This window comes from Lentzea aerocolonigenes (assembly GCF_000974445.1).
GTDB classification, from domain to species: Bacteria; Actinomycetota; Actinomycetes; order Mycobacteriales; family Pseudonocardiaceae; genus Lentzea; species Lentzea aerocolonigenes.
Genome location: NZ_BBOJ01000040.1, coordinates 16,516 through 38,305 on the forward strand (window position 1 = coordinate 16,516; position 21,790 = coordinate 38,305).

Annotated in this window: 16 protein-coding genes and 2 pseudogenes; 14 read left to right on the forward strand and 4 right to left on the reverse strand. The window is 69.1% G+C overall.

Annotated elements, in window-relative coordinates:
* Nucleotides 1–126 precede the first annotated feature (126 nt).
* The 6 genes and pseudogenes from AOM45_RS46980 to AOM45_RS47005 all read left to right on the forward strand — a co-directional run bounded on the left by AOM45_RS46980 (nucleotide 127) and on the right by AOM45_RS47005 (nucleotide 8,075).
* Nucleotides 127–1,622 (forward strand): annotated as a pseudogene (locus AOM45_RS46980) (acyclic terpene utilization AtuA family protein).
* The gene (locus tag AOM45_RS46985) at nucleotides 1,619–2,731 is read left to right on the forward strand and encodes an acyl-CoA dehydrogenase family protein (RefSeq protein WP_030473612.1); all 1,113 of its coding nucleotides are present in this window, start codon (nucleotides 1,619–1,621) and stop codon (nucleotides 2,729–2,731) included. The pseudogene AOM45_RS46980 and the gene AOM45_RS46985 overlap by 4 nt, the downstream one beginning before the upstream one ends.
* Complete coding sequence (locus AOM45_RS46990) at nucleotides 2,731–4,281, forward strand: acyl-CoA carboxylase subunit beta (RefSeq protein WP_035913872.1); 1,551 nt, start codon at nucleotides 2,731–2,733, stop codon at nucleotides 4,279–4,281. The genes AOM45_RS46985 and AOM45_RS46990 overlap by 1 nt, the downstream gene beginning before the upstream one ends.
* A gap of 8 nt (nucleotides 4,282–4,289) precedes the next feature.
* Nucleotides 4,290–6,122, forward strand: coding sequence for an ATP-binding protein (locus AOM45_RS46995; RefSeq protein ID WP_030473610.1), 1,833 nt, complete (start codon nucleotides 4,290–4,292; stop codon nucleotides 6,120–6,122).
* Nucleotides 6,119–7,258 (forward strand): acyl-CoA dehydrogenase family protein, encoded by a 1,140-nt coding sequence (locus AOM45_RS47000; RefSeq protein ID WP_030473609.1) that lies wholly within the window; start codon nucleotides 6,119–6,121, stop codon nucleotides 7,256–7,258. Before AOM45_RS46995 ends, AOM45_RS47000 begins: the two co-directional genes overlap by 4 nt.
* A 13-nt stretch (nucleotides 7,259–7,271) precedes the next feature.
* Nucleotides 7,272–8,075 (forward strand): alpha/beta fold hydrolase, encoded by an 804-nt coding sequence (locus AOM45_RS47005; protein WP_030473608.1) that lies wholly within the window; start codon nucleotides 7,272–7,274, stop codon nucleotides 8,073–8,075.
* Here AOM45_RS47005 and AOM45_RS47010 read toward each other — a convergent pair.
* Entirely contained in the window at nucleotides 8,015–8,920 is a 906-nt protein-coding gene (locus tag AOM45_RS47010) for a hypothetical protein (RefSeq protein WP_051784759.1), read from the reverse strand. The genes AOM45_RS47005 and AOM45_RS47010 overlap by 61 nt on opposite strands.
* A gap of 179 nt (nucleotides 8,921–9,099) precedes the next feature.
* Between AOM45_RS47010 and AOM45_RS47015 the strand changes: the two genes are divergently transcribed.
* The 3 genes from AOM45_RS47015 to AOM45_RS47025 all read left to right on the forward strand — a co-directional run bounded on the left by AOM45_RS47015 (nucleotide 9,100) and on the right by AOM45_RS47025 (nucleotide 12,700).
* Nucleotides 9,100–10,263, forward strand: a complete 1,164-nt coding sequence (locus AOM45_RS47015) for a S8 family peptidase (protein WP_081902802.1) — start codon at nucleotides 9,100–9,102, stop codon at nucleotides 10,261–10,263.
* A 74-nt stretch (nucleotides 10,264–10,337) separates the two neighbouring features.
* Nucleotides 10,338–11,411, forward strand: a complete 1,074-nt coding sequence (locus AOM45_RS47020; protein ID WP_051784758.1) for a S8 family peptidase — start codon at nucleotides 10,338–10,340, stop codon at nucleotides 11,409–11,411.
* Between the two features lie 110 nt (nucleotides 11,412–11,521).
* Nucleotides 11,522–12,700: a S8 family peptidase gene (locus tag AOM45_RS47025; protein ID WP_030473604.1), complete on the forward strand. Its 1,179-nt coding sequence runs from the start codon at nucleotides 11,522–11,524 to the stop codon at nucleotides 12,698–12,700.
* A gap of 66 nt (nucleotides 12,701–12,766) precedes the next feature.
* Here the strand turns inward: AOM45_RS47025 and AOM45_RS47030 are convergent, their stop codons facing one another.
* A complete protein-coding gene (locus tag AOM45_RS47030; protein WP_030473603.1) occupies nucleotides 12,767–13,054 on the reverse strand; it encodes a hypothetical protein in 288 nt (95 codons plus the stop codon).
* Between the two features lie 96 nt (nucleotides 13,055–13,150).
* Between AOM45_RS47030 and aspS the strand changes: the two genes are divergently transcribed.
* The 4 genes and pseudogenes from aspS to AOM45_RS53355 all read left to right on the forward strand — a co-directional run.
* Complete coding sequence (gene aspS, locus AOM45_RS47035; protein ID WP_030473602.1) at nucleotides 13,151–14,923, forward strand: aspartate--tRNA ligase; 1,773 nt, start codon at nucleotides 13,151–13,153, stop codon at nucleotides 14,921–14,923.
* Nucleotides 14,923–15,864, forward strand: a complete 942-nt coding sequence (locus AOM45_RS47040) for a DUF389 domain-containing protein (protein WP_030473601.1) — start codon at nucleotides 14,923–14,925, stop codon at nucleotides 15,862–15,864. Before aspS ends, AOM45_RS47040 begins: the two co-directional genes overlap by 1 nt.
* Nucleotides 15,865–15,966: 102 nt before the next feature.
* Complete coding sequence (locus tag AOM45_RS47045; RefSeq protein ID WP_030473600.1) at nucleotides 15,967–17,139, forward strand: hypothetical protein; 1,173 nt, start codon at nucleotides 15,967–15,969, stop codon at nucleotides 17,137–17,139.
* A 38-nt stretch (nucleotides 17,140–17,177) separates the two neighbouring features.
* Nucleotides 17,178–17,720, forward strand: a pseudogene (locus AOM45_RS53355) (SGNH/GDSL hydrolase family protein); the annotation flags it as partial.
* 180 nt (nucleotides 17,721–17,900) lie between these two features.
* Here the strand turns inward: AOM45_RS53355 and AOM45_RS47050 are convergent.
* A complete protein-coding gene (locus AOM45_RS47050; RefSeq protein WP_030473598.1) occupies nucleotides 17,901–19,244 on the reverse strand; it encodes a sensor histidine kinase in 1,344 nt (447 codons plus the stop codon).
* Nucleotides 19,222–19,938: a response regulator transcription factor gene (locus AOM45_RS47055; RefSeq protein WP_428829547.1), complete on the reverse strand. Its 717-nt coding sequence runs from the start codon at nucleotides 19,936–19,938 to the stop codon at nucleotides 19,222–19,224. Before AOM45_RS47055 ends, AOM45_RS47050 begins: the two co-directional genes overlap by 23 nt.
* Before the next feature lie 99 nt (nucleotides 19,939–20,037).
* On the opposite strand from AOM45_RS47055, the gene AOM45_RS47060 reads away from it, so the two are divergent.
* Nucleotides 20,038–21,753, forward strand: coding sequence for a bifunctional metallophosphatase/5'-nucleotidase (locus AOM45_RS47060; RefSeq protein WP_081902800.1), 1,716 nt, complete (start codon nucleotides 20,038–20,040; stop codon nucleotides 21,751–21,753).
* Nucleotides 21,754–21,790 lie beyond the last annotated feature (37 nt).

The window sequence follows — 21,790 nt, forward strand, 5'->3', positions numbered from 1 at the left end:
GAGCGAGCGATCGGCGGCGTGGGCCGAGACGTGGTCAGTGAGCGGGGAATCGGTGGCGTGGCCGGGAGGCGAGCGGTGATCAGGGTCGGCAACGCCTCGGGTTTCTACGGGGATCGGCTCTCGGCGATGCGCGAGCAGCTGGAGGGTGGGCACCTCGACGTCCTCACCGGGGACTACCTCGCCGAGCTCACCATGCTCATCCTCGGCCGTGACCGCATGAAGGACTCCGGACTCGGCTACGCCAAGACGTTCCTGCGGCAGATGGAGGACTGCCTGGCGCTGGCGCTCGACCGGGGCGTCAAGATCGTGGTGAACGCCGGCGGTCTCAACCCCGAGGGACTCGCTCGCAGGCTCAGCGAGCTGAACCCCGCGGGGCTGGCCGGCAAGGTCGGGTACGTCACCGGCGACGACCTCAAGAGCCGGTTCCCCGAGGCGTTGACCGCCAACGCCTACCTCGGCGCGTGGGAGATCGCGGACTGCCTCAGCCAAGGGGCGCAGGTCGTGGTCACCGGGCGCGTCACGGACGCGAGTCTCGTGGTGGGGCCCGCCGCGGCGCATTTCGGGTGGGCGCGCGACGACTGGGATCGGCTGGCCGGGGCCACCGTCGCGGGGCACGTGCTCGAGTGCGGGACGCAGGCCACGGGTGGGAACTACTCGTTCTTCACCGAGATCGACGCGACCCGGCCCGGGTTTCCGATCGCGGAGATCGACGCGGACGGGTCGGCTGTGATCACCAAGCACGACGGCACGGGTGGCGCGGTCACGATCGACACCGTCACGGCGCAGCTCTTGTACGAGATCGGGGCGCCGGAGTACCTCGGGCCGGACGTCACCACGCACTTCGACACGATCCGGCTCGAAGAGCACGAGCGCGGGGTCAGGATCAGCGGCACCAGGGGCAGCCCGCCGCCGGACACGCTCAAGGTGTGCCTGAACACGTTGGGCGGCTTCAGGAACGCCACGACGTTCGTCCTCACCGGACTCGACGTCGAAGCGAAAGCCGACCTGGTCAGGAAGCAGCTCCGGCAAGCCGTCGGGGACGACGGGCTGACCTGGACGCTCGCGCGGACCGACCAGCCGGACGCGGGTACCGAAGAGCAGGCCAGCGCGCTGCTGCACGTAACGATCAAGACCGCGGACCCCAAGCGTGCCAAGGGGTTCAGCAGGGCCGCGATCGAACTGGCGCTGGCCAGTTATCCCGGCTTCCACGTCACGGCACCGCCGGCGGACGGGACACCGTTCGGGGTTTACCGAGCTGCGTACGTGAATCGTGACGAGGTCAGTGCGAAGGCGGTGTTGCTGTGAAGAGGCCGCTGGGAACGATCGCCGGTGCGCGCAGCGGCGACAAGGGCGGGGACGCGAACCTCGGCGTCTGGGTGCGCACCGACGAGGCCTACGAGTGGCTCAACCGGTTCCTCACCACCGAGAAGCTCAAGGAGTTGCTGCCGGAGGCGAGCGAGGTCAGCCGGTACGAGCTGAAGAACCTCAGGGCGCTCAACTTCGTGCTGCACGGACTGCTCGGAGACGGCGTGGCGAGCAGCACGCGGTTCGACCCGCAGGCGAAGGCGTTGGGCGAGTGGTTGCGCAGCAGGGAAGTCGAGATCCCGGAGGAGCTCCTGTGATCACCAAGGACCTGTACGAGCGGAAAGAGTTCAGGCAGCTCGTGAAGGACTTCACGCGCAACGAGATCGTGCCGCACCTGGACGAGTGGGAGCGCCAGGGCGAGGTTCCGCGCGAGCTGCACAAGAAGGCGGCGGAGCTCGACCTGCTGGGCATCGGGTTCGAGCACGGTGACCTGCTCGACTCGGTCGTGCTCACCGAGGAGATCATCCAAAGTGGAGGGTCGTCGGGGGTGATGGCGGCGTTGTTCACGCTCGGCATCGCGATCCCGCACATCTGGCAGAGCGGCAACCAGGACCTGATCGAACGGTTCGCGAAGCCCGCTATCCGGGGCGAGAAGATCGGCAGCCTGGCCGTCACCGAGCCTGGCGCCGGATCGGACGTCGCCGGCATCCGCACCAAAGCCGTGAAAGAAGGCGACCACTACATCGTCAACGGCACCAAGACGTTCATCACGTCCGGCTGCCGGGCCGACTTCGTCACGACGGCCGTCCGGACCGGCGAGAAGGGGCACAAAGGCATCTCGCTGCTGGTGATCGAGGACGGGTTCACGCGCCGCAAGCTCGACAAGATGGGCTGGCACTGCAGCGACACCGCCGAACTGCACTTCGACGACGTCCACGTGCCCGCGAAGAACCTGGTGGGAGAAGAGAACCAGGGTTTCGCGCTGATCATGCGGCAGTTCCAGGTCGAGCGGATCACCATGGCCGTCGAGGCGTACGCGACGGCGCAACGGGCGCTGGACCTGACCGTCGAGTGGACCCGCAACCGCGAGACGTTCGGCAAGCCGCTCATCAAGAACCAGGTGGTGAGCCACAAGCTCGCCGAGATGGCGCAGAAGATCGACCTGGCGCGGACCTACACCCGCGAGGTCGCCGCCAGGGTCAACCGGAACGAAGAGTGCGTCACCGAGGTCTGCTTCGCCAAGAACGCCGCTGTCCAGGCGTGCGGCGAGGTCGTGGACGCGGCGGTGCAGCTGCACGGCGGCATGGGGTACATGCGGGAGTCCGAAGTGGAGCGTCACTACCGGGACGCCCGCATCCTCGGCATCGGGGGCGGCGCGAGCGAAGTGATGACCGAGCTCGCGGCACGACGATTGGGGTTCGCCTGATGGGCAACAGGGAGGCGCTGCTCGCGAAGATCGCGCAGCTGGACGCCGAGCACGCGAAAGCGCTCGCGGGAGGTGGGCCGAAGTACGTCGAGCGGCACCACAGGCGCGGCAAGCTCCTGGCCAGGGAAAGGGTCGAGCTGCTGATCGACGAGGACAGCCCGTTCCTGGAGCTGTCGCCGCTCGCCGCGTGGGGCACGGACTTCCCCGTCGGGGCGAGCGTCGTCACCGGCATCGGGCGGATCGAGGGCGTCGAGTGCGTGATCGTCGCGAACGATCCGACCGTGCGCGGTGGCGCGTCGAACCCGTACACGTTGAAGAAGTCGCTGCGAGCCAACGACATCGCGTTGCAGAACCGGTTGCCGCTGGTCAGCCTCGTCGAGTCCGGCGGGGCCGATCTGCCGACGCAGAGCGAGATCTTCATCCCCGGCGGCCGGGCGTTCCGCGACCTGACGCGCCTCAGCGCGGCGGGCATTCCGACGATCACAGCGGTGTTCGGCAACGCGACGGCCGGCGGTGCGTACGTGCCGGGCATGTCCGACTACGTGATCATGATCAAGGAACGGTCGAAGGTGTTCCTGGGCGGTCCGCCGCTGGTCAAGATGGCCACCGGGGAGGACTCGGACGACGAGTCGCTGGGCGGCGCGACCATGCACGGTGCCACGTCCGGGCTCGCGGACTTCGTGGCGGAGGACGAGACCGACGCGATCCGGCTCGCGCGCAGGGTCGTCGCCAGGCTGAACTGGCGCAAGCAGGGCCCCGAGCCGCACGCGGCAGAAGAGCCGCTCTTCGACGCCGACAGCATCCTGGACATCGTCTCCGAGGACCAGCGGGTGCCGTTCGACCCGCGTGACATCATCGCACGGCTCGTCGACGGATCGAAGTTCGACGAGTTCAAACCGTTGTACGGCAACAGCCTCGTCACCGGGTGGGCCAGGATCCACGGCTACCCGGTCGGCATCCTCGCCAACGCGCGCGGCGTGCTGTTCAGCGAGGAGTCGCAGAAGGCCACGCAGTTCATCCAGCTCGCCAACCAGAGCGACACCCCGCTGGTCTTCCTGCAGAACACCACGGGCTACATGGTCGGCGCCCAGTACGAGCAGGGCGGCATCGTCAAGCACGGCTCGATGATGATCAACGCGGTGTCCAACAGCCGGGTGCCGCACCTGACGATCACGATGGGCGCGTCGTACGGCGCGGGCAACTACGGCATGTGCGGCAGGGCGTACGACCCGCGGTTCCTGTTCACCTGGCCCAACGCCAAGTCGGCCGTGATGGGACCCGCGCAGCTCGCGGGTGTGCTCTCGATCGTCGGACGGCAGGCCGCGATGGCGAAGGGGCAGGAGTACAACGAGGAGCACGACGCCGCCATGCGCAAGATGGTCGAGGCGCAGATCGAGGAGCAGTCGCTGGCGCCGTTCCTGTCCGGGAAGCTCTACGACGACGGCGTGATCGATCCGCGCGACACCAGGACCGTGCTCGCCCTCTGCCTCTCCGCCGTCCACAGCGGACCGATCAAGGGCGCCGACGGCTTCGGCGTCTTCCGGATGTGATGACCACAGTGATCAAGACACTCCTGATCGCCAACCGCGGCGAGATCGCCCGCCGGATCATCCGCACCTGTCAGGCCAACGGAATCCGCACGGTCGCGGTGTTCTCCGACCCGGACACCGCCGCCCCGCACGTCCGGGAGGCCGACTTCGCGGTCAACCTGCCGGGGGCGGCACCGGCCGAGACCTACCTCCGCGCCGACCTGCTCGTCGAGGCGGCGGTCAAAGCCGGTGCGGACGCCGTTCACCCCGGTTACGGGTTCCTCAGCGAGAACGCCGACTTCGCGCGCAAGGTGCAGGCCGCCGGACTGACCTGGGTAGGGCCGGAGCCGGACTCCATCGAGGCGATGGGCTCCAAGGTCGCCGCGAAGAAGCGGATGGCGGCCGCCGGCGTGCCGACGCTGCCCGAGCTCGACCCGGAGACCGTCACCGAGTTCCCCGTGCTGATCAAGGCTTCCGCCGGTGGCGGTGGACGCGGCATGCGGATCGTGCGCGAGCACGAGGAGTTCGCCGACGCTCTGGCCAGCGCACGACGCGAGGCCGAGTCGGCGTTCGGTGACCCGACGGTGTTCTGCGAGCCGCTGCTGGAGCACGCGCGGCACGTCGAGGTGCAGATCCTCGCGGACGCGCACGGCACGGTGTGGGCGCTCGGCGAACGCGAGTGCTCGATCCAGCGCCGGCACCAGAAGATCGTCGAGGAGTCGCCGAGCCCGGCGGTCACCGACGACGTGCGCAAGCGTTTGTTCGCGGCGGCGACGGCGGCGGCCGAGTCGATCGGGTACGTGGGCGCGGGCACTGTCGAGTTCATGCTGAAGGGCGAGGACTTCCACTTCCTGGAGGTCAACACGCGCCTCCAGGTCGAGCACCCGGTCACCGAACTCGTGTACGGCGTCGACCTCGTCGACTGGCAGCTGCGGATCGCGGAAGGCGCTCGGTTGCCGCGAGAGGCACCGGAACCGCGCGGGCACGCCATCGAGGTCCGCCTCTACGCCGAGGACCCCGACCACGACTGGCGTCCGGCGAGCGGCACCCTGCACCGGTTCCACGTGCCCGGTGACGTCCGGCTCGACAGCGGTGTCGAGGACGGCTCGGTGGTCTCGGTCCACTACGACCCCATGCTGGCCAAGGTGATCGCGTACGCGCCGACCAGGGCCGGAGCGGCCCGCAAGCTCGCGACGGCGCTGGAGAACGCCCGGATCCACGGCCTGGTCACGAACCGCGCGCTGCTCGTGGACATCCTTCAGAACGACGCTTTCCTCAACGGGGACACGCACACCGGGTTCCTCGCCGAGCACGACTTCACCAGGACCGTTGACCCGCAACCGTTTGCGCTGGCTGCGGCACTCGCCCAGGCGGCCGGTCGCAGGATCGGGAACCTGCCGCTCGGCTGGCGGAACGTGCGCTCGCAGCAGCCGAAGGCGAAGTTCCTGTTCGGGGACAGCGAGATCGAGGTCGAGTACGACCCGAAGCAGGCCACATCCGGTGTGATCACACTGGACCTGGACGGCGTGCGCACCCCGTTCCACGTCGCCACGTACGGCGATCTGGTCGAGGTCGACTCGCCGCGCGGGTCCGTCTCGCTGAGGGTCGTGCCGCGCTTCCCCGAACCGGAGACCAAGCTCGCGCCGGGCGCCACCGTCGCCCCGATGCCCGGCACGGTCGTCCGCGTCAGCGTCGGGCAGGGCGACCGGGTCGAAGCAGGCGCGGAACTGCTGGTGCTGGAAGCCATGAAGATGGAACACCGCGTGCTCGCGACCAGCGCTGGCACCGTCACCGAACTTCTCGTCGAACAGTCTCAGCAGGTCAACGTCGGAGACGTCCTGGCCGTAGTGGAGGAATCGTGAGCTTCGTCGAGTCAGAAGAGCGGATCGCGCTGCGCAAGGCCGTCTCCGAGTTCGGTGCGAAGTACGGCCACGACTACTTCATCGCCAAGGCCAGGGCGGGGGAGAAGACCACCGAGCTGTGGGAGGAGGCCGGCAAGCTCGGCTACCTCGGTGTCGCCGTGCCGGAGGAGTACGGCGGCGGTGGCGGTGGCATCGGTGACCTCGCCGCGGTGTGCGAGGAGCTGGCGGCAGCGGGATGTCCGTTGCTGCTCATGGTGGTCTCACCGGCCATCTGCGCCACGGTGATCGCCCGGTTCGGCACGGAGGAGCAGAAGTCCAAGTGGCTGCCCGGTTTCGCGGACGGCACGCTGAAGATGGCGTTCGCGATCACCGAACCGGACGCGGGATCCAACTCGCACAAGCTCAGGACGAACGTCCGCCGCGACGGTGACGACTGGGTCCTCAAGGGCACCAAGACCTACATCTCCGGCATCGACGAGGTCGACGCCGTGCTCGTGGTCGCCATCCAGCAGACCGGACCGGTGCTCGTGGTCGTCCCGACGAGCGCCGAAGGCTTCACCTGGCACCAGATCGGCATGGACCTGGTCGCGCCGGAGAAGCAGTTCACGCTGTTCTTCGACGACGTGCGGCTGCCGTCGGACGCCGTCGTCGGATCACCGGACCAGGGGCTGCTCCAGGTCTTCGCCGGCCTCAACCCCGAACGGATCATGGGCGCGAGCATGGCGACCGGCTCGGCGCGCCTCGCGGTCAGCAAGGCCGTCACGTACGCCCAGCAGCGCACCGTCTGGGGCAGCCCGATCGGGTCGCACCAGGGCCTCGCGCACCCGCTGGCGAAGATCCACATCGAGATCGAGCTGGCCAGGCTGATGACGCAGAAGGCGGCCGCGCTCTACGACTCCGGTCGCGACAAGGAGGCCGGTGAGGCCGCGAACATGGCCAAGTACGCGGCGGGCGAGGCCATCGCGGCGGCCGTCGACCAGGCGATCCAGACCTACGGCGGCAACGGGCTGACCGCCGAGTTCGGCCTCGCGTCGATGCTCGGCATGTCCCGGATGGCCCGGATCGCGCCCGTCAGCAGGGAGATGGTGCTCAACTTCGTCGCGCAGAACAGCCTGAAGCTGCCCCGCTCGTACTGACACACTGCGGGGCATGGGGACCTTCAAGAACGCGGACGGGCTCGGTCTCGCCTACCACGGCGAGGCCGACGACCCGTTGATCTGCCTGCCCGGCGGGCCGATGCAGGCGTCGTCCTACCTGGGTGGCCTGCCGCTCGACAACATCGTGAGGCTCGACCTGCGCGGCACCGGCGACTCGGAGAAGGCCGGCTACTACCGCGTGGACCGTCAGGTCCACGACGTGCAAGCGTTGCGGCGGCACCTGGGACTCGACCGGATCAGCCTGCTCGGCCACTCGGCGGGAGGCACTCTCGCCGTCCTGTACGCCCTGCGATTTCCGCAGCACGTCAAGGAACTGGTGCTCGTCGCACCCAGTCCGCGCGTGGTCGGCATCGACGTGAGCGACGACGATCGCCGCGAAGTCGCCCTGCGGCGCAGTGGCGAGCCCTGGTACGCCGAGGCGATCAAGGGGTTCGAGGAGATCTGGGCGGGCAACGTGACGCCGGAGGCGTTCGCGAAGATCAGCCCGTTCTGGCACGGCCGCTGGGACGACGCGGCGCGGGCGCTGGACGACCACCCCCGCAACCACGAGGCCGCCCTCGAGTTCTACGCCGGCGGCGCGTTCGACCCGCAACGGGTCCGCGCGAAGCTCAAGAACCTCGACGTGCCAACGGTTCTGATCGCGGGCGAGGTCGACGTCGCGTTACCGCCCCGGCGCGCGCAGGAGTTCGCGGACCTGATCCCACGCGCGCGGCTCGTCGTGCAGCCCGGCGCCGGTCACTTCCCCTGGGTGGACGACCCGGAGGCGTTCGCGGCCGCGGTCCAGCGCATCCCGTAGAGGCCGGGCCCGAAGTCCAGCGCGGCGGCGTGCGCGTAACCCCAGGCGTCCACCGGGGCCGGGCGTGCGCCGCCGAACATTTCCGTTCCCGCCGGGCCCGACGCGAATTGCTCGCAGGAAGCGGGCGGGGACCCGGCCGGGAATTTGATCTCCAGGACGTAGTCGTGCACCCGTTCGGCGAACCGGCGGAAATGCGTGTGCTCGACCGTCGGGTGTGGATAGATCAATTCGTACTCGATCGCGATCGAGGTGCCGGCGGCCAGTGGTTCGTCGAACAACAGCTCCGCGACGAGGACGCCGTTCGTGCGCTCGCGGGCGACCCGGCCGACCCGGCAGGACCGCACGGCGGTCAGCGCGGGCTGCGCCGATCCCGTTTCCTGGCACAGGATCCAGCGGTCCACATTGGCCGTCCTCGCCTGCATGACCTGGCGTGACCGGACGCCGCGCACACCGCCGCAGGGCGCGACGTCGACCCGGTCGTGCTGCGCGGTCAGCACCAGCCCCGAGCTGTCCCACTGCGCCCGTGCCGACAGCTCCCGCCTGCGGGAACGCCCGCGCGGCCGTGGTGGGCCGAGAAGCCGGGACAGGGCGTTCTCCTGGAGCCCGAGCACGTCCTCGAGGTGGGCGAGCGCCCTCATCGACTCCGGTCGCTCGGGTCTGCGCCTGCCCGACTGCCAGTAGCTCAGCGCCGTCACGCTGATCGGCGCGCCGCGCATCCGCAACCGGTGCTGCAGCCGTTCCAGGCTGAGACCTCTCAGCTGGATCGCGACCCGCAACGCGTCCGCGAACGGACCCGTCACCAACAGGTCGGCGAGCTCCTCGCGGGGTGGGTAAATCGTGAGCATCACGCCTCCGTTTCACGGAGTCAAGATCGGAAGGCTATCGGCAGCAAAGGGAAGGCGGTACAGCCGATCGGCGGTTTTGCGCCGGTTCGAAACCCGGAAAGTTCAGATCTCGGGCCTATTACGCCGCCAATAGTCCCCTTCGGGTTCCTGAGCATCCCTGCGACGAACAGGACAACACAATGCGCAAGACAGCAATCCTGCTGGGCTCGGCGGTCATGGTCGCCGCCTTCGCGGCACCCGCTTCCGCCGCCGTGGGCGAGATCCGCACCTTCGAGGGCGCGAACAACATCCCCGGCAGCTTCGTCGTGAAGCTGAAGGACGACCGGATCACCGCGAGTGCCGCGACTCTCGGTGCCCGGTTCGGCGGCCAGATCGGGTACGTCTACGACACCGTGTTCAAGGGCTTCTCGGTCAAGATGTCCGACGCCCAGGCCCGCAGACTCGCGGCCGATCCGTCCGTCGAGTACGTGGAACGCGACCAGGTCCTCAGCATCCAGGCCACGCAGACGAACCCGCCGTCGTGGGGTCTGGACCGGATCGACCAGCGCAACCTGCCGCTCGACCAGCGCTACACCTACAACACCACCGGTTCCGGCGTGAACGCCTACGTCATCGACACCGGTGTCCGCATCAGCCACCAGACGTTCGGCGGCCGCGCCAAGAACGGCTACGACTTCGTCGACAACGACGCCGTCGCGCAGGACGGCAACGGGCACGGCACGCACGTCGCCGGCACCATCGCCGGTTCCCAGTACGGCGTGGCGAAGGCGGCGAACATCATCGCCGTGCGCGTGCTGAACAACCAGGGCTCCGGCACGCTCGCCGGTGTCAACGCGGGCATCAACTGGGTGGCCGCGAACCACGTCAAGCCCGCGGTGGCGAACATGTCGCTCGGCGGCAGCGCGAACTCCTCGCTCGACAGCGCCGTCGCCGGTGCGATCACGCGTGGTGTCACGTTCGCGGTGGCGGCGGGCAACTCCAACGCCAACGCCAACACCTTCTCCCCGGCCCGCGTGGCGACCGCGATCACCGTGGGGTCGACCGACCGCACCGACGCGCGTTCCTCGTTCTCCAACTTCGGCGCCGTCGTCGACGTCTTCGCGCCCGGCCGTGACATCACGTCGGCGTGGAACACCAGTGACACCGCCACGAACACCATCTCCGGCACCTCGATGGCGACGCCGCACGTCGCCGGCGTGGTGGCTCGGTACCTGCAGGGCAACTTCAACGTGACGCCCGCGCAGGTGGAGTCCGCGATCAAGTCCAACGCCACCAACGGCAAGGTGACCAACCCCGGCGCCGGCACGACGACCAGGCTCCTGTACTGGCCGCCGACCAGCTGATCGGCATCATCGATGTGCGGCCCCGGCTCCTGCGAGCCGGGGCTGTTTTCCCTGCGAAGAAAGGAAATCCGCACGTGAGAGCCCTGCTGGCAGTCGCCGCCCTGGCGGCAGCGGTCGTGGTCGCCCCGGCGTCCGCGGCCACGTCCTCGTACATCGTGGTGATGAAGGACGGCGCGGTGTCGTCGTTCAGCGGTGCCGTGGAGCACCGGTACACCAGTGTTGTCAACGGTTTCAGCGCGCGGCTGACCGCCGCACAGCTGCGTGCGCTGAAAGCCGACCCGAACGTGTCCCGTGTGGAACGGGACGGGATCGTGCACGCGAACAGCACGCAGCTCGACCCGCCGTGGGGGCTGGACCGGATCGACCAGCGCGCGTTGCCGTTGGACAAGAAGTACTCCTACACGAGCACCGGTCTCGGCGTGAACATCTACGTGCTCGACACAGGCATCCGCGTGACGCACACGGACTTCGGCGGTCGCGCCAAGAACGGCTGGGACTTCGTCGACAACGACGCGGTCGCGCAGGACGGCAACGGCCACGGCACGCACGTCGCCGGCATCGCCGCGGGCACGAAGTACGGCGCCGCCAAGCGTGCCACCGTGTGGGCCGTCAAGGTGCTCGGCGACAGCGGCAGCGGCACGATCTCCGGTGTGATCGCGGGCATCGACTGGGTGACGAAGAACGCCGTGAAGCCCGCGGTGGCGAACATGTCGCTGGGCGGCAGCGCTTCCGCGACGCTGGACGACGCGGTGCGGCGTTCGATCGCGTCCGGCGTCTCGTACACGCTCGCGGCCGGTGGCAGCAACACCGACCCGAAGAACACTTCTCCGCAACGGGTCGCGGAGGCGATCTGCGTGGGTGCGTTGGCGCAGAACGACACGAAGTCGTCCTCGTCGAACTACGGCCCGCTGGTGGACATCTGGGCCGCGGGCGTCAGCGTTCCGTCCGCGTGGAACACCAACGACACGGCGACCAACACGCTGAGCGGTTCCTCGATGGCCGCACCGCACGCGGCCGGAGTCGCCGCGCGGTACCTGGAGTTCAACCGTGCGGCCACTCCCGCACAGGTCGAGCGCGCACTGGTTACCACGGGCACACCGGGCACGCCACCCGTCACTCGTATCCTTTACTGGCCGCCATCCCTGTGAAAGGTGAATTCTCAGGTGAGGCAAGAGCGTCTTAATCTTTAGGACACCCTTGGCAGGGACCGGATCGATCCATAACGTCGAAAGTGCTTCGTTCCCCTGCAAAGAACGGAATGCACACCATGACGCGAAAGATCCGGTTCCTGGCCGGTGCCGGCGCGGCGACCCTCGCCATGTCGGTCCTGATGATCCCCAACGCGTACGCGGCCGAGGGCGAGGTCCTGTCCCTCAACGCCCCGGAGAAGATCGCCGGCAGCTTCATCGTGAAGCTGAAGGAGGGCAAGGCGAACTCCCACTCCCTGGCTTCGCGGTTCGGCGCGACGATCGAGCGGGAGTACAGCACCTTCGGCGGCTTCAACGTGAAGCTCACGGAGAAGCAGGCCAAGCGACTGGCCGCGGACCCGTCCGTCGAGTTCGTCGAGGCCGACCAGGTCGTGCACGTACAGGCCACGCAGACGAACCCGCCTTCGTGGGGTCTCGACCGCATCGACCAGCGCAACCTGCCGCTGGACCAGAAGTACAGCTACACCTCGACCGGAGCGGGCGTCACGGCGTACGTCATCGACACCGGTGTGCGGATCAGCCACTCCACGTTCGGTGGTCGCGCTTCCAACGGACGTGACTTCGTGGACAACGACAACGTCGCCCAGGACGGCAACGGCCACGGCACGCACGTCGCGGGCACCATCGCGGGCTCGCAGTACGGCGTCGCGAAGGCCGCCAAGATCGTCGCCGTCCGCGTGCTCGACAACAACGGCTCCGGCACCCTCGCCGGTGTCGCGGCGGGCATCGACTGGGTCGGCGCGAACGCGGTCAAGCCGGCCGTCGCGAACATGTCGCTCGGCGGCAGCTCCAACGCCACGCTCGACACGGCCACGAGGAACGCCATCGCCAAGGGCGTGACCTTCGCGGTCGCGGCCGGCAACTCCAACGCCAACGCGTCCGGCTTCTCGCCGGCCCGCGTGGCCGAGGCGATCACGGTGGGCGCCACGACGAACACCGACGCCCGCGCGTCCTACTCGAACTACGGCTCGATCCTGGACATCTTCGCGCCGGGCAGCAACATCACGTCGGCGTGGAACACCTCCGACAGCGCCACCAACACCATCTCGGGCACGTCGATGGCGACCCCGCACGTGGCCGGTGCCGCGGCGAGGTACCTGTCGACCAACAAGACGGCCACGCCGGCTCAGGTCGCCTCGTACCTGATCGGGCAGTCGACGCCGTCGAAGGTGACGTCGCCGGGCACGGGCTCGCCGAACCGCCTGCTGTACCTCGCGCCGACCGCGTGAGCTAGCCAGTCGATGAAGGGCGCCTTCATCCACCTCAAGTGGATGAAGGCGCCCTTCATCGCGTTGTCAGAGGACCTGTTCGGCGACTGAGAGTGCCACGAGGTAGAGGGCGACCATCAGTGCGGCGCCGATCCACGGGAAGTAGGCGCGAGGCTCCCGCAGCGCCCGGAACCACGTCGCGAACGTCGCCGACAGCCCGATGACCACCGTGCCGACCGTCGCCATCATGAACGGCGCGTAGCACGTGCCGGTGCACGCGTTGACGGGCGTGAAGCCGAGTACGCCCAGGAACAGCACTCCGACGGCCACCACGAACATCACGAACATGCCGAAGACGGCCACCGGGATCCGCATGCCCGAACGCTAGCGAAAAGCCCTGCGTGAAATTCTGTCGGTGCCTCCAGCTAGCCTTGACGGCAAAGCTGACTTCGTCTACAAGGAGCCACCACCGTGTTGCGCACGCACGAGGCCGGATCACTCCGGGCCGAGCACGCCGGGCAGTCCGTCACCCTCACCGGGTGGGTCGCTCGCCGGCGTGATCACGGCGGTGTCATCTTCATCGACCTGCGCGACGCGTCCGGTGTGGCCCAGGTCGTCTTCCGCGAGGGCGAGATGGCCGAGCGCGCGCACCGCCTGCGCAGCGAGTACGTCATCAAGGTCACCGGCGACGTGAGCAAGCGTCCCGAGGGCAGCGAGAACCCCGACCTCGCCACCGGCGCCATCGAGGTCTACGTGAGCGACCTCGAGGTCCTCAACGAGGCCGCGCCGCTGCCGTTCCAGGTCGAGGCCGAGGGCGAGATCGGCGAGGAGGCCCGCCTCAAGCACCGCTACCTCGACCTGCGCCGCTCCGGCCCGGCCAAGGCCATCCGCCTGCGCAGCGAGGTCAGCCGGATCGCGCGCGAGGTTCTCCACGGTGAGAAGTTCGTCGAGGTCGAGACGCCGACGCTGACCCGCTCCACCCCTGAGGGCGCGCGTGACTTCCTGGTGCCGGCGCGGCTGCGTCCCGGCTCCTGGTACGCGCTGCCGCAGTCGCCGCAGCTGTTCAAGCAGCTGCTGATGGTCGGTGGCCTGGAGCGCTACTACCAGATCGCGCGCTGCTACCGGGACGAGGACTTCCGCGCGGACCGCCAGCCGGAGTTCACCCAGCTCGACATCGAGATGAGCTTCGTCGAGCAGGACGACGTCATCGCGCTGACCGAGAAGCTGCTCGCCGCCATCTGGAAGGAGACGAAGGACGTCGAGCTGCCGCTGCCGTTCCGCCGCATCTCCTACGCCGAGGCGATGGCGAAGTACGGCTCGGACAAGCCCGACCTGCGCTTCGACGTCGAGCTCACCGAGCTGACCGAGTACTTCAAGGACACGACGTTCCGCGTGTTCCAGGCGCCGTACGTCGGTGCCGTGGTCATGCCGGGTGGTGCCTCCCAGCCGCGCCGCACGCTCGACGGCTGGCAGGAGTTCGCCAAGCAGCGCGGCCACAAGGGCCTCGCGTACGTGCTGGTCCAGGAGGACGGCACGCTCGGCGGCCCGGTCGCCAAGAACCTCACCGACGCCGAGCGCGACGGCCTGGCCAAGGCGGTCGGCGCCAACCCCGGCGACTGCATCTTCTTCGCCGCGGGCGAGGCCCGTGACGCGCGCGCCCTGCTGGGTGCGGCCCGCGTCGAGATCGCGCACCGCGTCGGCCTGGTCGACGAGAACGCGTGGGCGTTCGCGTGGGTCGTCGACTTCCCGATGTTCGAGGCCGTCGACAAGCTCGAGGCCGGTGACGTCGCGGTCGGTGGCGGCAAGTGGACCGCGCTGCACCACGCGTTCACCTCGCCGACGCCGGAGTGGATCGACAACTTCGAGACCGACCCCGGCAACGCGCTGGCCTACGCCTACGACGTGATCCTCAACGGCAACGAGCTCGGCGGTGGCTCCATCCGTATCCACCGCGCGGACGTGCAGCAGCGCGCGTTCAACGTCATGGGCATCGGTGCCGAGGAGGCGCAGGAGAAGTTCGGCTTCCTGCTCGACGCGTTCAAGTTCGGCGCCCCGCCCCACGGCGGCATCGCGCTCGGCTGGGACCGCCTGTGCATGCTGCTCGCGGGCGTCGACTCGATCCGCGAGGTCATCGCGTTCCCGAAGAGCGGCGGAGGCTACGACCCGCTGACCGCGGCCCCGGCGCCGATCACCGCCCTGCAGCGCAAGGAAGCCGGCGTCGACGCCAAGCCCGACCAGAAGTAATGCTCAGGCTGCGGGTGGTCTGCCCGGCGGGGGAGTCCGAGGCCGCCCAGAAGATCCTCCGCGACCACGCAGGGGCCACCCACCTGGTGGTCCTGCGTGGCGCGGCGGTCGACCCCGAGGGCGACCTCATCACCGCCGACGTGGCGCGTGAGGCCGTCGACGAGATCGTCGTCGCGCTCTGCGACCTCTCCATCGACCACACCGGCGGCGTGACGATCGAAACGATCGACACGTCGCTGTCCGACGCCGCCGACCGCGCCGAGGAGAACGCGCCGGGCGAGGGCTCGGACGTGATCGTGTGGGAGGAGCTGATCTCGAAGTCGGGCGAGGAGTCCCGGCCGAGCGTCACCTTCCAGGCCTTCCTCACCATCGCGTGCCTGCTCGCGGCGGTGGGCGTCGCGACGAACTCGCCGGTGACGATCGTCGGCGCGATGGTCGTCGGGCCGGAGTTCGGCCCGCTCGCCGCCATCGCGGTGGGGCTCGTCGCGAAGCGGTGGGACCTGGTCAGACGGGCATCGATCGCGCTCGGCGTCGGGTTCCCGCTGGCCATGGTGATCACGTCCGTGCTGACCTGGCTCGGCGAGCTCGGCGGACTGTTCGACAAGACCGCGTTGATCAACGGGCACCAGGTCGACTTCGTCTACCAGTTCGGGCCGTTCTCGCTGATCGTCGCGTTGCTGGCGGGCGCGGCGGGCATGCTGTCGATGACGTCGGCGAAGTCCGCGGCACTGGTCGGTGTGTTCATCTCGGTCACCACGGTTCCGGCCGCCGGCTACGCCGCGCTGGCCGCAGTTCTCGGAGTGTGGGACAGAGTTGGCCCCGCCGTTGCCCAGTTGGGCATCAACTTGATCGGTATTGTCGCCGCCGCCGCGCTCGTTCTGTTGATCCGCAGGCGCCGGGCAACGGATGGTGTTTCCACACGTCCACTGTCCAAGGGGTGATCCGGAAACCGCGCGAGCCGTTATCAACGAGTGGTGGTAGTCGCAGCCTGGCCGCATTAGCGTCGGTCCGGCTCGAGGACATGGGGAGTAGGGTCGGAGGGGATGAGCGTGGAGATCACCGCGGGCCCTCCCGACACGACTTCACCGGAAATTGCGGACGCTGTCGGGGCGGCGGAGCGGGTACTGACCAGGCGACTGGGCGCACAGGTGCGCCTCGCGGACCCCGAGGCTCTCGGGGGTACCGGTCGTTCCGTCGTCATTCGCGTGAGAGTCGCTTCCTCGCCGTTCTCCATGCCCCGCACGCTCGTGGTGAAGCGCTATCCGGCTGGTTCCGGCGATCGCGACCCGTGGGCGCACGAGGCGGTCAGCCACCAGCTGTTGACGGCGCTTCCGGCAGAAGAGCGCGCTACGCCAGAGCTTTTCGCGCACGACGCGACGTCGCGTCTGGTCGTGCTGGAAGACCTGGGCCGTGCGCCGCGTCTGTCCGAGAAGCTGCATGCGAAAGACGCGCGCGCCGCGGAACGTGGTCTGCTGTCGTGGGCTCACGCCATGGGACGCCTGCACGCCACGACGGCGGGCCGTGACGCGGACTTCGACGCGTTGATGCGCCGAGCAGGTGCGCAGTGCTGCCAGGACCCGATCGCGGTCGACGTGCACGCGGCCATCGCGGGGTTACCGGCGCTGCTCGAGTCCACGTTGGCCGTTGAGACCTCTCCGCACGCCATCGAGTTCGCCGCCGAGGCCGCACGGGCGTTCAGCACCTCGCGGCGGCGTGCGTTCAGCCCGTCGACGTCCTGTCCGGACAACCACCTGGTCACCTCGCGCGGTGTCCGGTTCGTCGACTTCGAGGCCGGCTGCGTCCGCGACATCGTGTTCGACGCCGCGGCCCTGCGCGTGCCGTTCCCGTCGTGCTGGTGCGGCTGGGGCCTGCCGCCGGGCATGTCCGAGGCCATGGTCGCCGCGTGGCGGGCCGAGGTCGGGGCGGTGTGGCCCGAGATGGACGACGACACGGTGCTCTTACCGCGTCTGCTGGAAGCGCAGCTGCTTTGGGTGTGGCTCGCGACGTGGCGCGCGTTGTCCAAGCCGATGCCGAGCGTCGTCAACGCACCACCGCGCAGCGTCGTGCTGGCGGGCCGGTGGGTGCGGCTGCGGTCCGACGCGCTGATCCTCGGCGAGAAGACGGTCGCCTCCCACGCCGACGCGGTGGTCGGCGCACTGGTCGACCACTACGGCGCCGAGGTGCTCGAACTCCCGCTTTACCCAGCATTTCGCTGAACCGTTCCCGCACGGTCATTCCAGGATCACCGGGCAAGATGATCCTGAGTCGCGTGCTGGTGTTACTCGGTGACTCGACAGCGGTGGGGATCGGCGACCTCGTTCCCGGCGGCTGGCGCGGCTTCGGCCCGCTGCTCTCGTCCGCGTTCGAGGACAACGGCTACCGCAACTACGCCGTCTCCGGTGCCCGCCTCGCCGACGTCAGGCGCACCCAGCTGCCGCAGGCGCTGCGCGACGAGCCCCGCGCCGCCGTCGTCATCGCCGGTGTGAACGACACGCTGCGGTCGGACTTCTCCGTGCGGCGGATGCACGAGGACCTCGACCACATCTGCCGCGCGCTGACGGCCGCGGGCGCTTCCGTGGTCACCGTGCGGTTCCACGACCAGGGCCGCGTGTTCAAGCTGCCGGGCCGGTTGCGGCGGGTGCTCAAGGAGCGGATCGACGAGTTCAACCGCGTGATCGACGTCGTCGTCGCGCGGCACGGCGTGCGGTGCGTGGACCTGCACACGTTGCCCGGCGCGTACGAGCTGCAGACGTGGGCGGTCGACCGGCTGCACCCGTCCGAGCGCGGCCACCGGATGCTGGCGCGGGCGTTCGCGTCCGAGCTGCGCGCCCTCGGGCACCGGGTCGGCGACGTGAGCCTGGAGTGTTCCGGCGGGCGCGAGCTGACCGTGTGGCACCACGTCGCGTGGTTGCTTCTCAAGGGGATTCCGTGGCTGTGGCGGCGCGGGGCGGACCTGATCCCGCTGCTGTGGGAGGCGTCATCCGACGCGCAGCGAGACGGTGAACGTGGTCTCGCCTGGGACGCTCTGCACGGACACCTCGCCGTCGTGCGCGCCGACGACGGCGGCCACGATGGACAGCCCCAGCCCCGTGCTGCCGGCGGCGCGTGACCGCGAGCTGTCGCCGCGGGCGAACCGTTCGAAGACCTCCAGACCCTCCGGAATGCCCGGCCCGTCGTCGGTGACGGTGAGGTCGATCCGTCCGTTGTGGACGGTCAGGCCGGTGGTGACCGTCGTGCCGGGCGGGGTGTGCGTGCGGGCGTTCGACAGCAGGTTGCCGAGAACCTGGTGCAGCCGCTGGACATCGCCCTGGATCGTGACGGGGTCGGGCGGCACCGCGATCTTCCAGCTGTGGCCCGGTGCGGAGATCCGCGCGTCGCCGACCACGTCCAGCACGAGCTTCGTCAGGTCGACCTCCTCGCGTTCCAACGGGCGGCCGTCGTCGAGGCGGGCCAGCAGCAGCATGTCCTCGACCAGCGACGTCATCCGCACGGCCTCGGACTCGACGCGGCTCATGGCGTGCGCGATCTGCGGGCTCACGTCCTCCTCGGAGCGGCGGGTCAGCTCGGCGTAACCGCGGATGGCGGCGAGCGGCGTGCGCAGCTCGTGGGAGGCGTCCGCGACGAACCGGCGGACGCGGGTTTCGCTGTCGTGCCTGGCTTTCAGCGCGTCACCGACGTGGCCGAGCATGCGGTTGAACGCCAGCCCGACCTTGCCGACCTCCGTGTCGGGATCGGTGTCCGGCACGCGTTCGGCGAGCGCGACGTCACCTTGGTGCAGCGGCAGTTCGGAGACGCGGGTCGCGGTATCGGCCACGCGGTCGAGCGGCACGAGGCTGCGGCGGATGATCCTGCGGCCGACCAGGGCCGCCGCCGCCACGCCCGCCGCGGTGAGGGCGACCATGAGCCAGATCATCTGCCACACGACCTCGTCGACCGGGCCGGACGGCAGGCCCTTGATCCGCGACTGGTCCACGTTGACGCGGAAGTAGCCCTCGGCGCCCATGTCGACGGAGTGGGCACCGGGGCTGAGCCCGGTCAGCGCCGCGGTCTCCTGGGCGTTCATCACGCGCATCTTCTTGCGCGGCAGCTCGATGGTGCCCTTGACCTCCCCGTCGACGATCACCGCGTTGATCCCCGGTGCGCGCGCTCCCACCGGGGGCTGCACCAGGTCCTCGATCTGGCGGTCCAGGTCCTTGGTGAGGAACTCGTGCAGCGCGAACACCGCGACGACACCGGTGACGACCGTGAGCACCACCAGGACGGCGATCTGCCCGGCGATCAGCCTGGACCGCAGCGTCTTAGGACGAAGGCTTGAGGACATAGCCCGCGCCCCGCATCGTGTGGATCATCGGTGCGCGCCCGGCGTCGATCTTCTTGCGCAGGTAGGAGATGTAGAGCTCGACGATGTTCGCCTGCCCGCCGAAGTCGTAGCTCCACACCCGGTCGAGGATCTGCGCCTTGCTCAGCACGCGCCGCGGGTTGCTCATCAGGTACCGCAACAGCTCGAACTCCGTCGCGGTCAACGAGATCTGCTCACCACCACGCGTCACCTCGCGCGTGTCCTCGTTCAGGGCGAGATCGCCGACCACGAGCCGTGCGCCCGCATCCTCCTCCGTGACACCCGTGCGCCGCATGAGTGCACGCAACCGCAGCACGACCTCTTCGAGAGAGAACGGCTTCGTCACGTAGTCGTCGCCGCCCGCGGTGAGGCCCGCGATGCGGTCCTCCACGGCGTCGCGCGCGGTCAGGAACAGCACCGGCAGGTTCGGCTGCTCCGCCCGCATGCGCCGCAGCACCTCGAAACCGTCGAAGTCCGGCAGCATCACGTCCAGCACGACCGCGTCCGGGCGGAACTCCCGTGCGGTCGTGACGGCCGTGGAGCCGTCCAAGGCGGTGCGGACGTCCCACTTCTCCATGCGCAGCGCCATCGTCATCAGCTCGGCCAGAGTGGACTCGTCGTCCACCACGAGCACCCTCACCGGTTGCCCGTCAGGCCTGCGGAGCTCGGATTTCATCGTGCGCATGGCCTCCATGGTCGCTGGCGATCCTGTGTACCACCTGTGAGACCCGTCCACCGTTCGGGCGATTGGCGGTTACGTCAATTGTGAGGAGCTATGTTCGGTTTGAGGCCCGACGAGTTGACGGAGGTGAGCGGCCTGCGCACGTTCACGCTGACCGTCATGGGGTCCACCGACCTGCACGGCAACCTGTTCAACTGGGACTACTACCTCGACCGCGAGTTCGACGACTTCGCGCACAACGACGTCGGGCTCGCGAAGATCTCGACGCTGGTCTCGCAGGTGCGTGCGGACGTGGGGCGCCACAGGACGTTGTTGCTCGACGCCGGTGACACCATCCAGGGCACACCGCTCGCGTACTACTACGCGAAGGTCGAGCCCATCACGCGCACGCACGTGCACCCGATGGCGGCCGCGATGAACGCCATCGGCTACACCGCCGCGGCGCTGGGCAACCACGAGTTCAACTACGGGTTGCAGGTGCTGCGGACGTTCGAGCGGCAGCTGGAGTTCCCGCTGCTCGCGGCCAACGCCCTGGACGTGACCACCGGGCAGCCCGCGTTCCCGCCGTACGTGATCAAGACGGTGTGGCGCACGGGCGGCCCGCCGTTGCGGGTGGGGATCCTCGGGCTGACGAACCCCGGCATCGCGGTGTGGGACCGCGCCCACGTCGAGGGCGTGCTGACGTTTCCCGGTCTGGTGGAGCAGGCACTGCACTGGGTGCCGGAGGTGCGGTCGAAGTCCGACCTCGTGGTGATCGCGGCGCACTCCGGCGCGGACCTCTCGTCGTCGCTGGGCGACCAGGTGCCGTTCCCGGAGAACTGCGCCGAGCTGGTGGCCGAGACGGTGCCGGGGGTCGACGCGGTGCTGGTCGGGCACGCGCACGTGGAGATCCCGCAGCGGTTCGTGACGAACAAGGTCACCGGGCGGCCGGTGCTGCTGACCGAGCCGTTGTTCTGGGGCAAGCGGCTGTCGCTGATGGAGTTCGACCTGCGCTACGACCAGCGCTGGGAGCTGGTGGCGTCGCGCTCCGAGGTGCTGTCGTCGGCGTCGGTGGAGGAGGACCCGCGGATCGTGCGGCTGCTGCGGCACGACCACGCGAAGGTCGTGGACTACGTCAACGCGCGGATCGGCACGTGCGCCGGGGCGATGTCGGCGTCGCGCTCGCGGTTCGAGGACACGCCGGCGCTGCGGTTCATCAACCACGTGCAGGCGCTGGAGATCGCCAAGTCGACGTCGTTGCCCGTGGTGTCGTTGTGCGCGCCCTTCAACCGGGCGGCGGCGATCCCGGCGGGGGAGGTGTCCATCAGGGACGTCGCGGGGCTCTACATCTTCGACAACACCCTGGTGGGTGTGCGGCTGACCGGCGCGCAGCTGCGCGACTTCCTGGAGGAGTCGGCGCGGTACTTCCGGCAGGTGTCCGGGCCAGGGCCGTTCTCGGCGGCGGAGGTGTCCGCGGACGTGCCGGACTACAACTTCGACATCGCCTACGGCCTGACCGCGCCGCTGACCTACTCCATCGACATCGCGCAGCCGGTCGGCTCGCGGATCACCGGTTTGAAGTTCGGCGGTGAGCCCGTCGGGGACTCGTTCGAGTTCGCGGTGGCCGTGAACAACTACCGGCAGGCGGGCGGCGGCGACTTCCCGCACATCGCGTCCGCGCCCGTGCTGCACAACCAGCAGCAGGAGATCCGCCAGCTGCTGATCGACTGGGTCAAGGCGGCGGGCGTGCTGAACCCGGCCGACTTCACCGGGTCGGACTGGCGCCTCGTGGCCGCGGGCTCGACCGTCGAGGTAACCCCGAACGGGTGAATTCGGGCGTGTTGTCCAGGGTCTTCTGCTCCAGGTG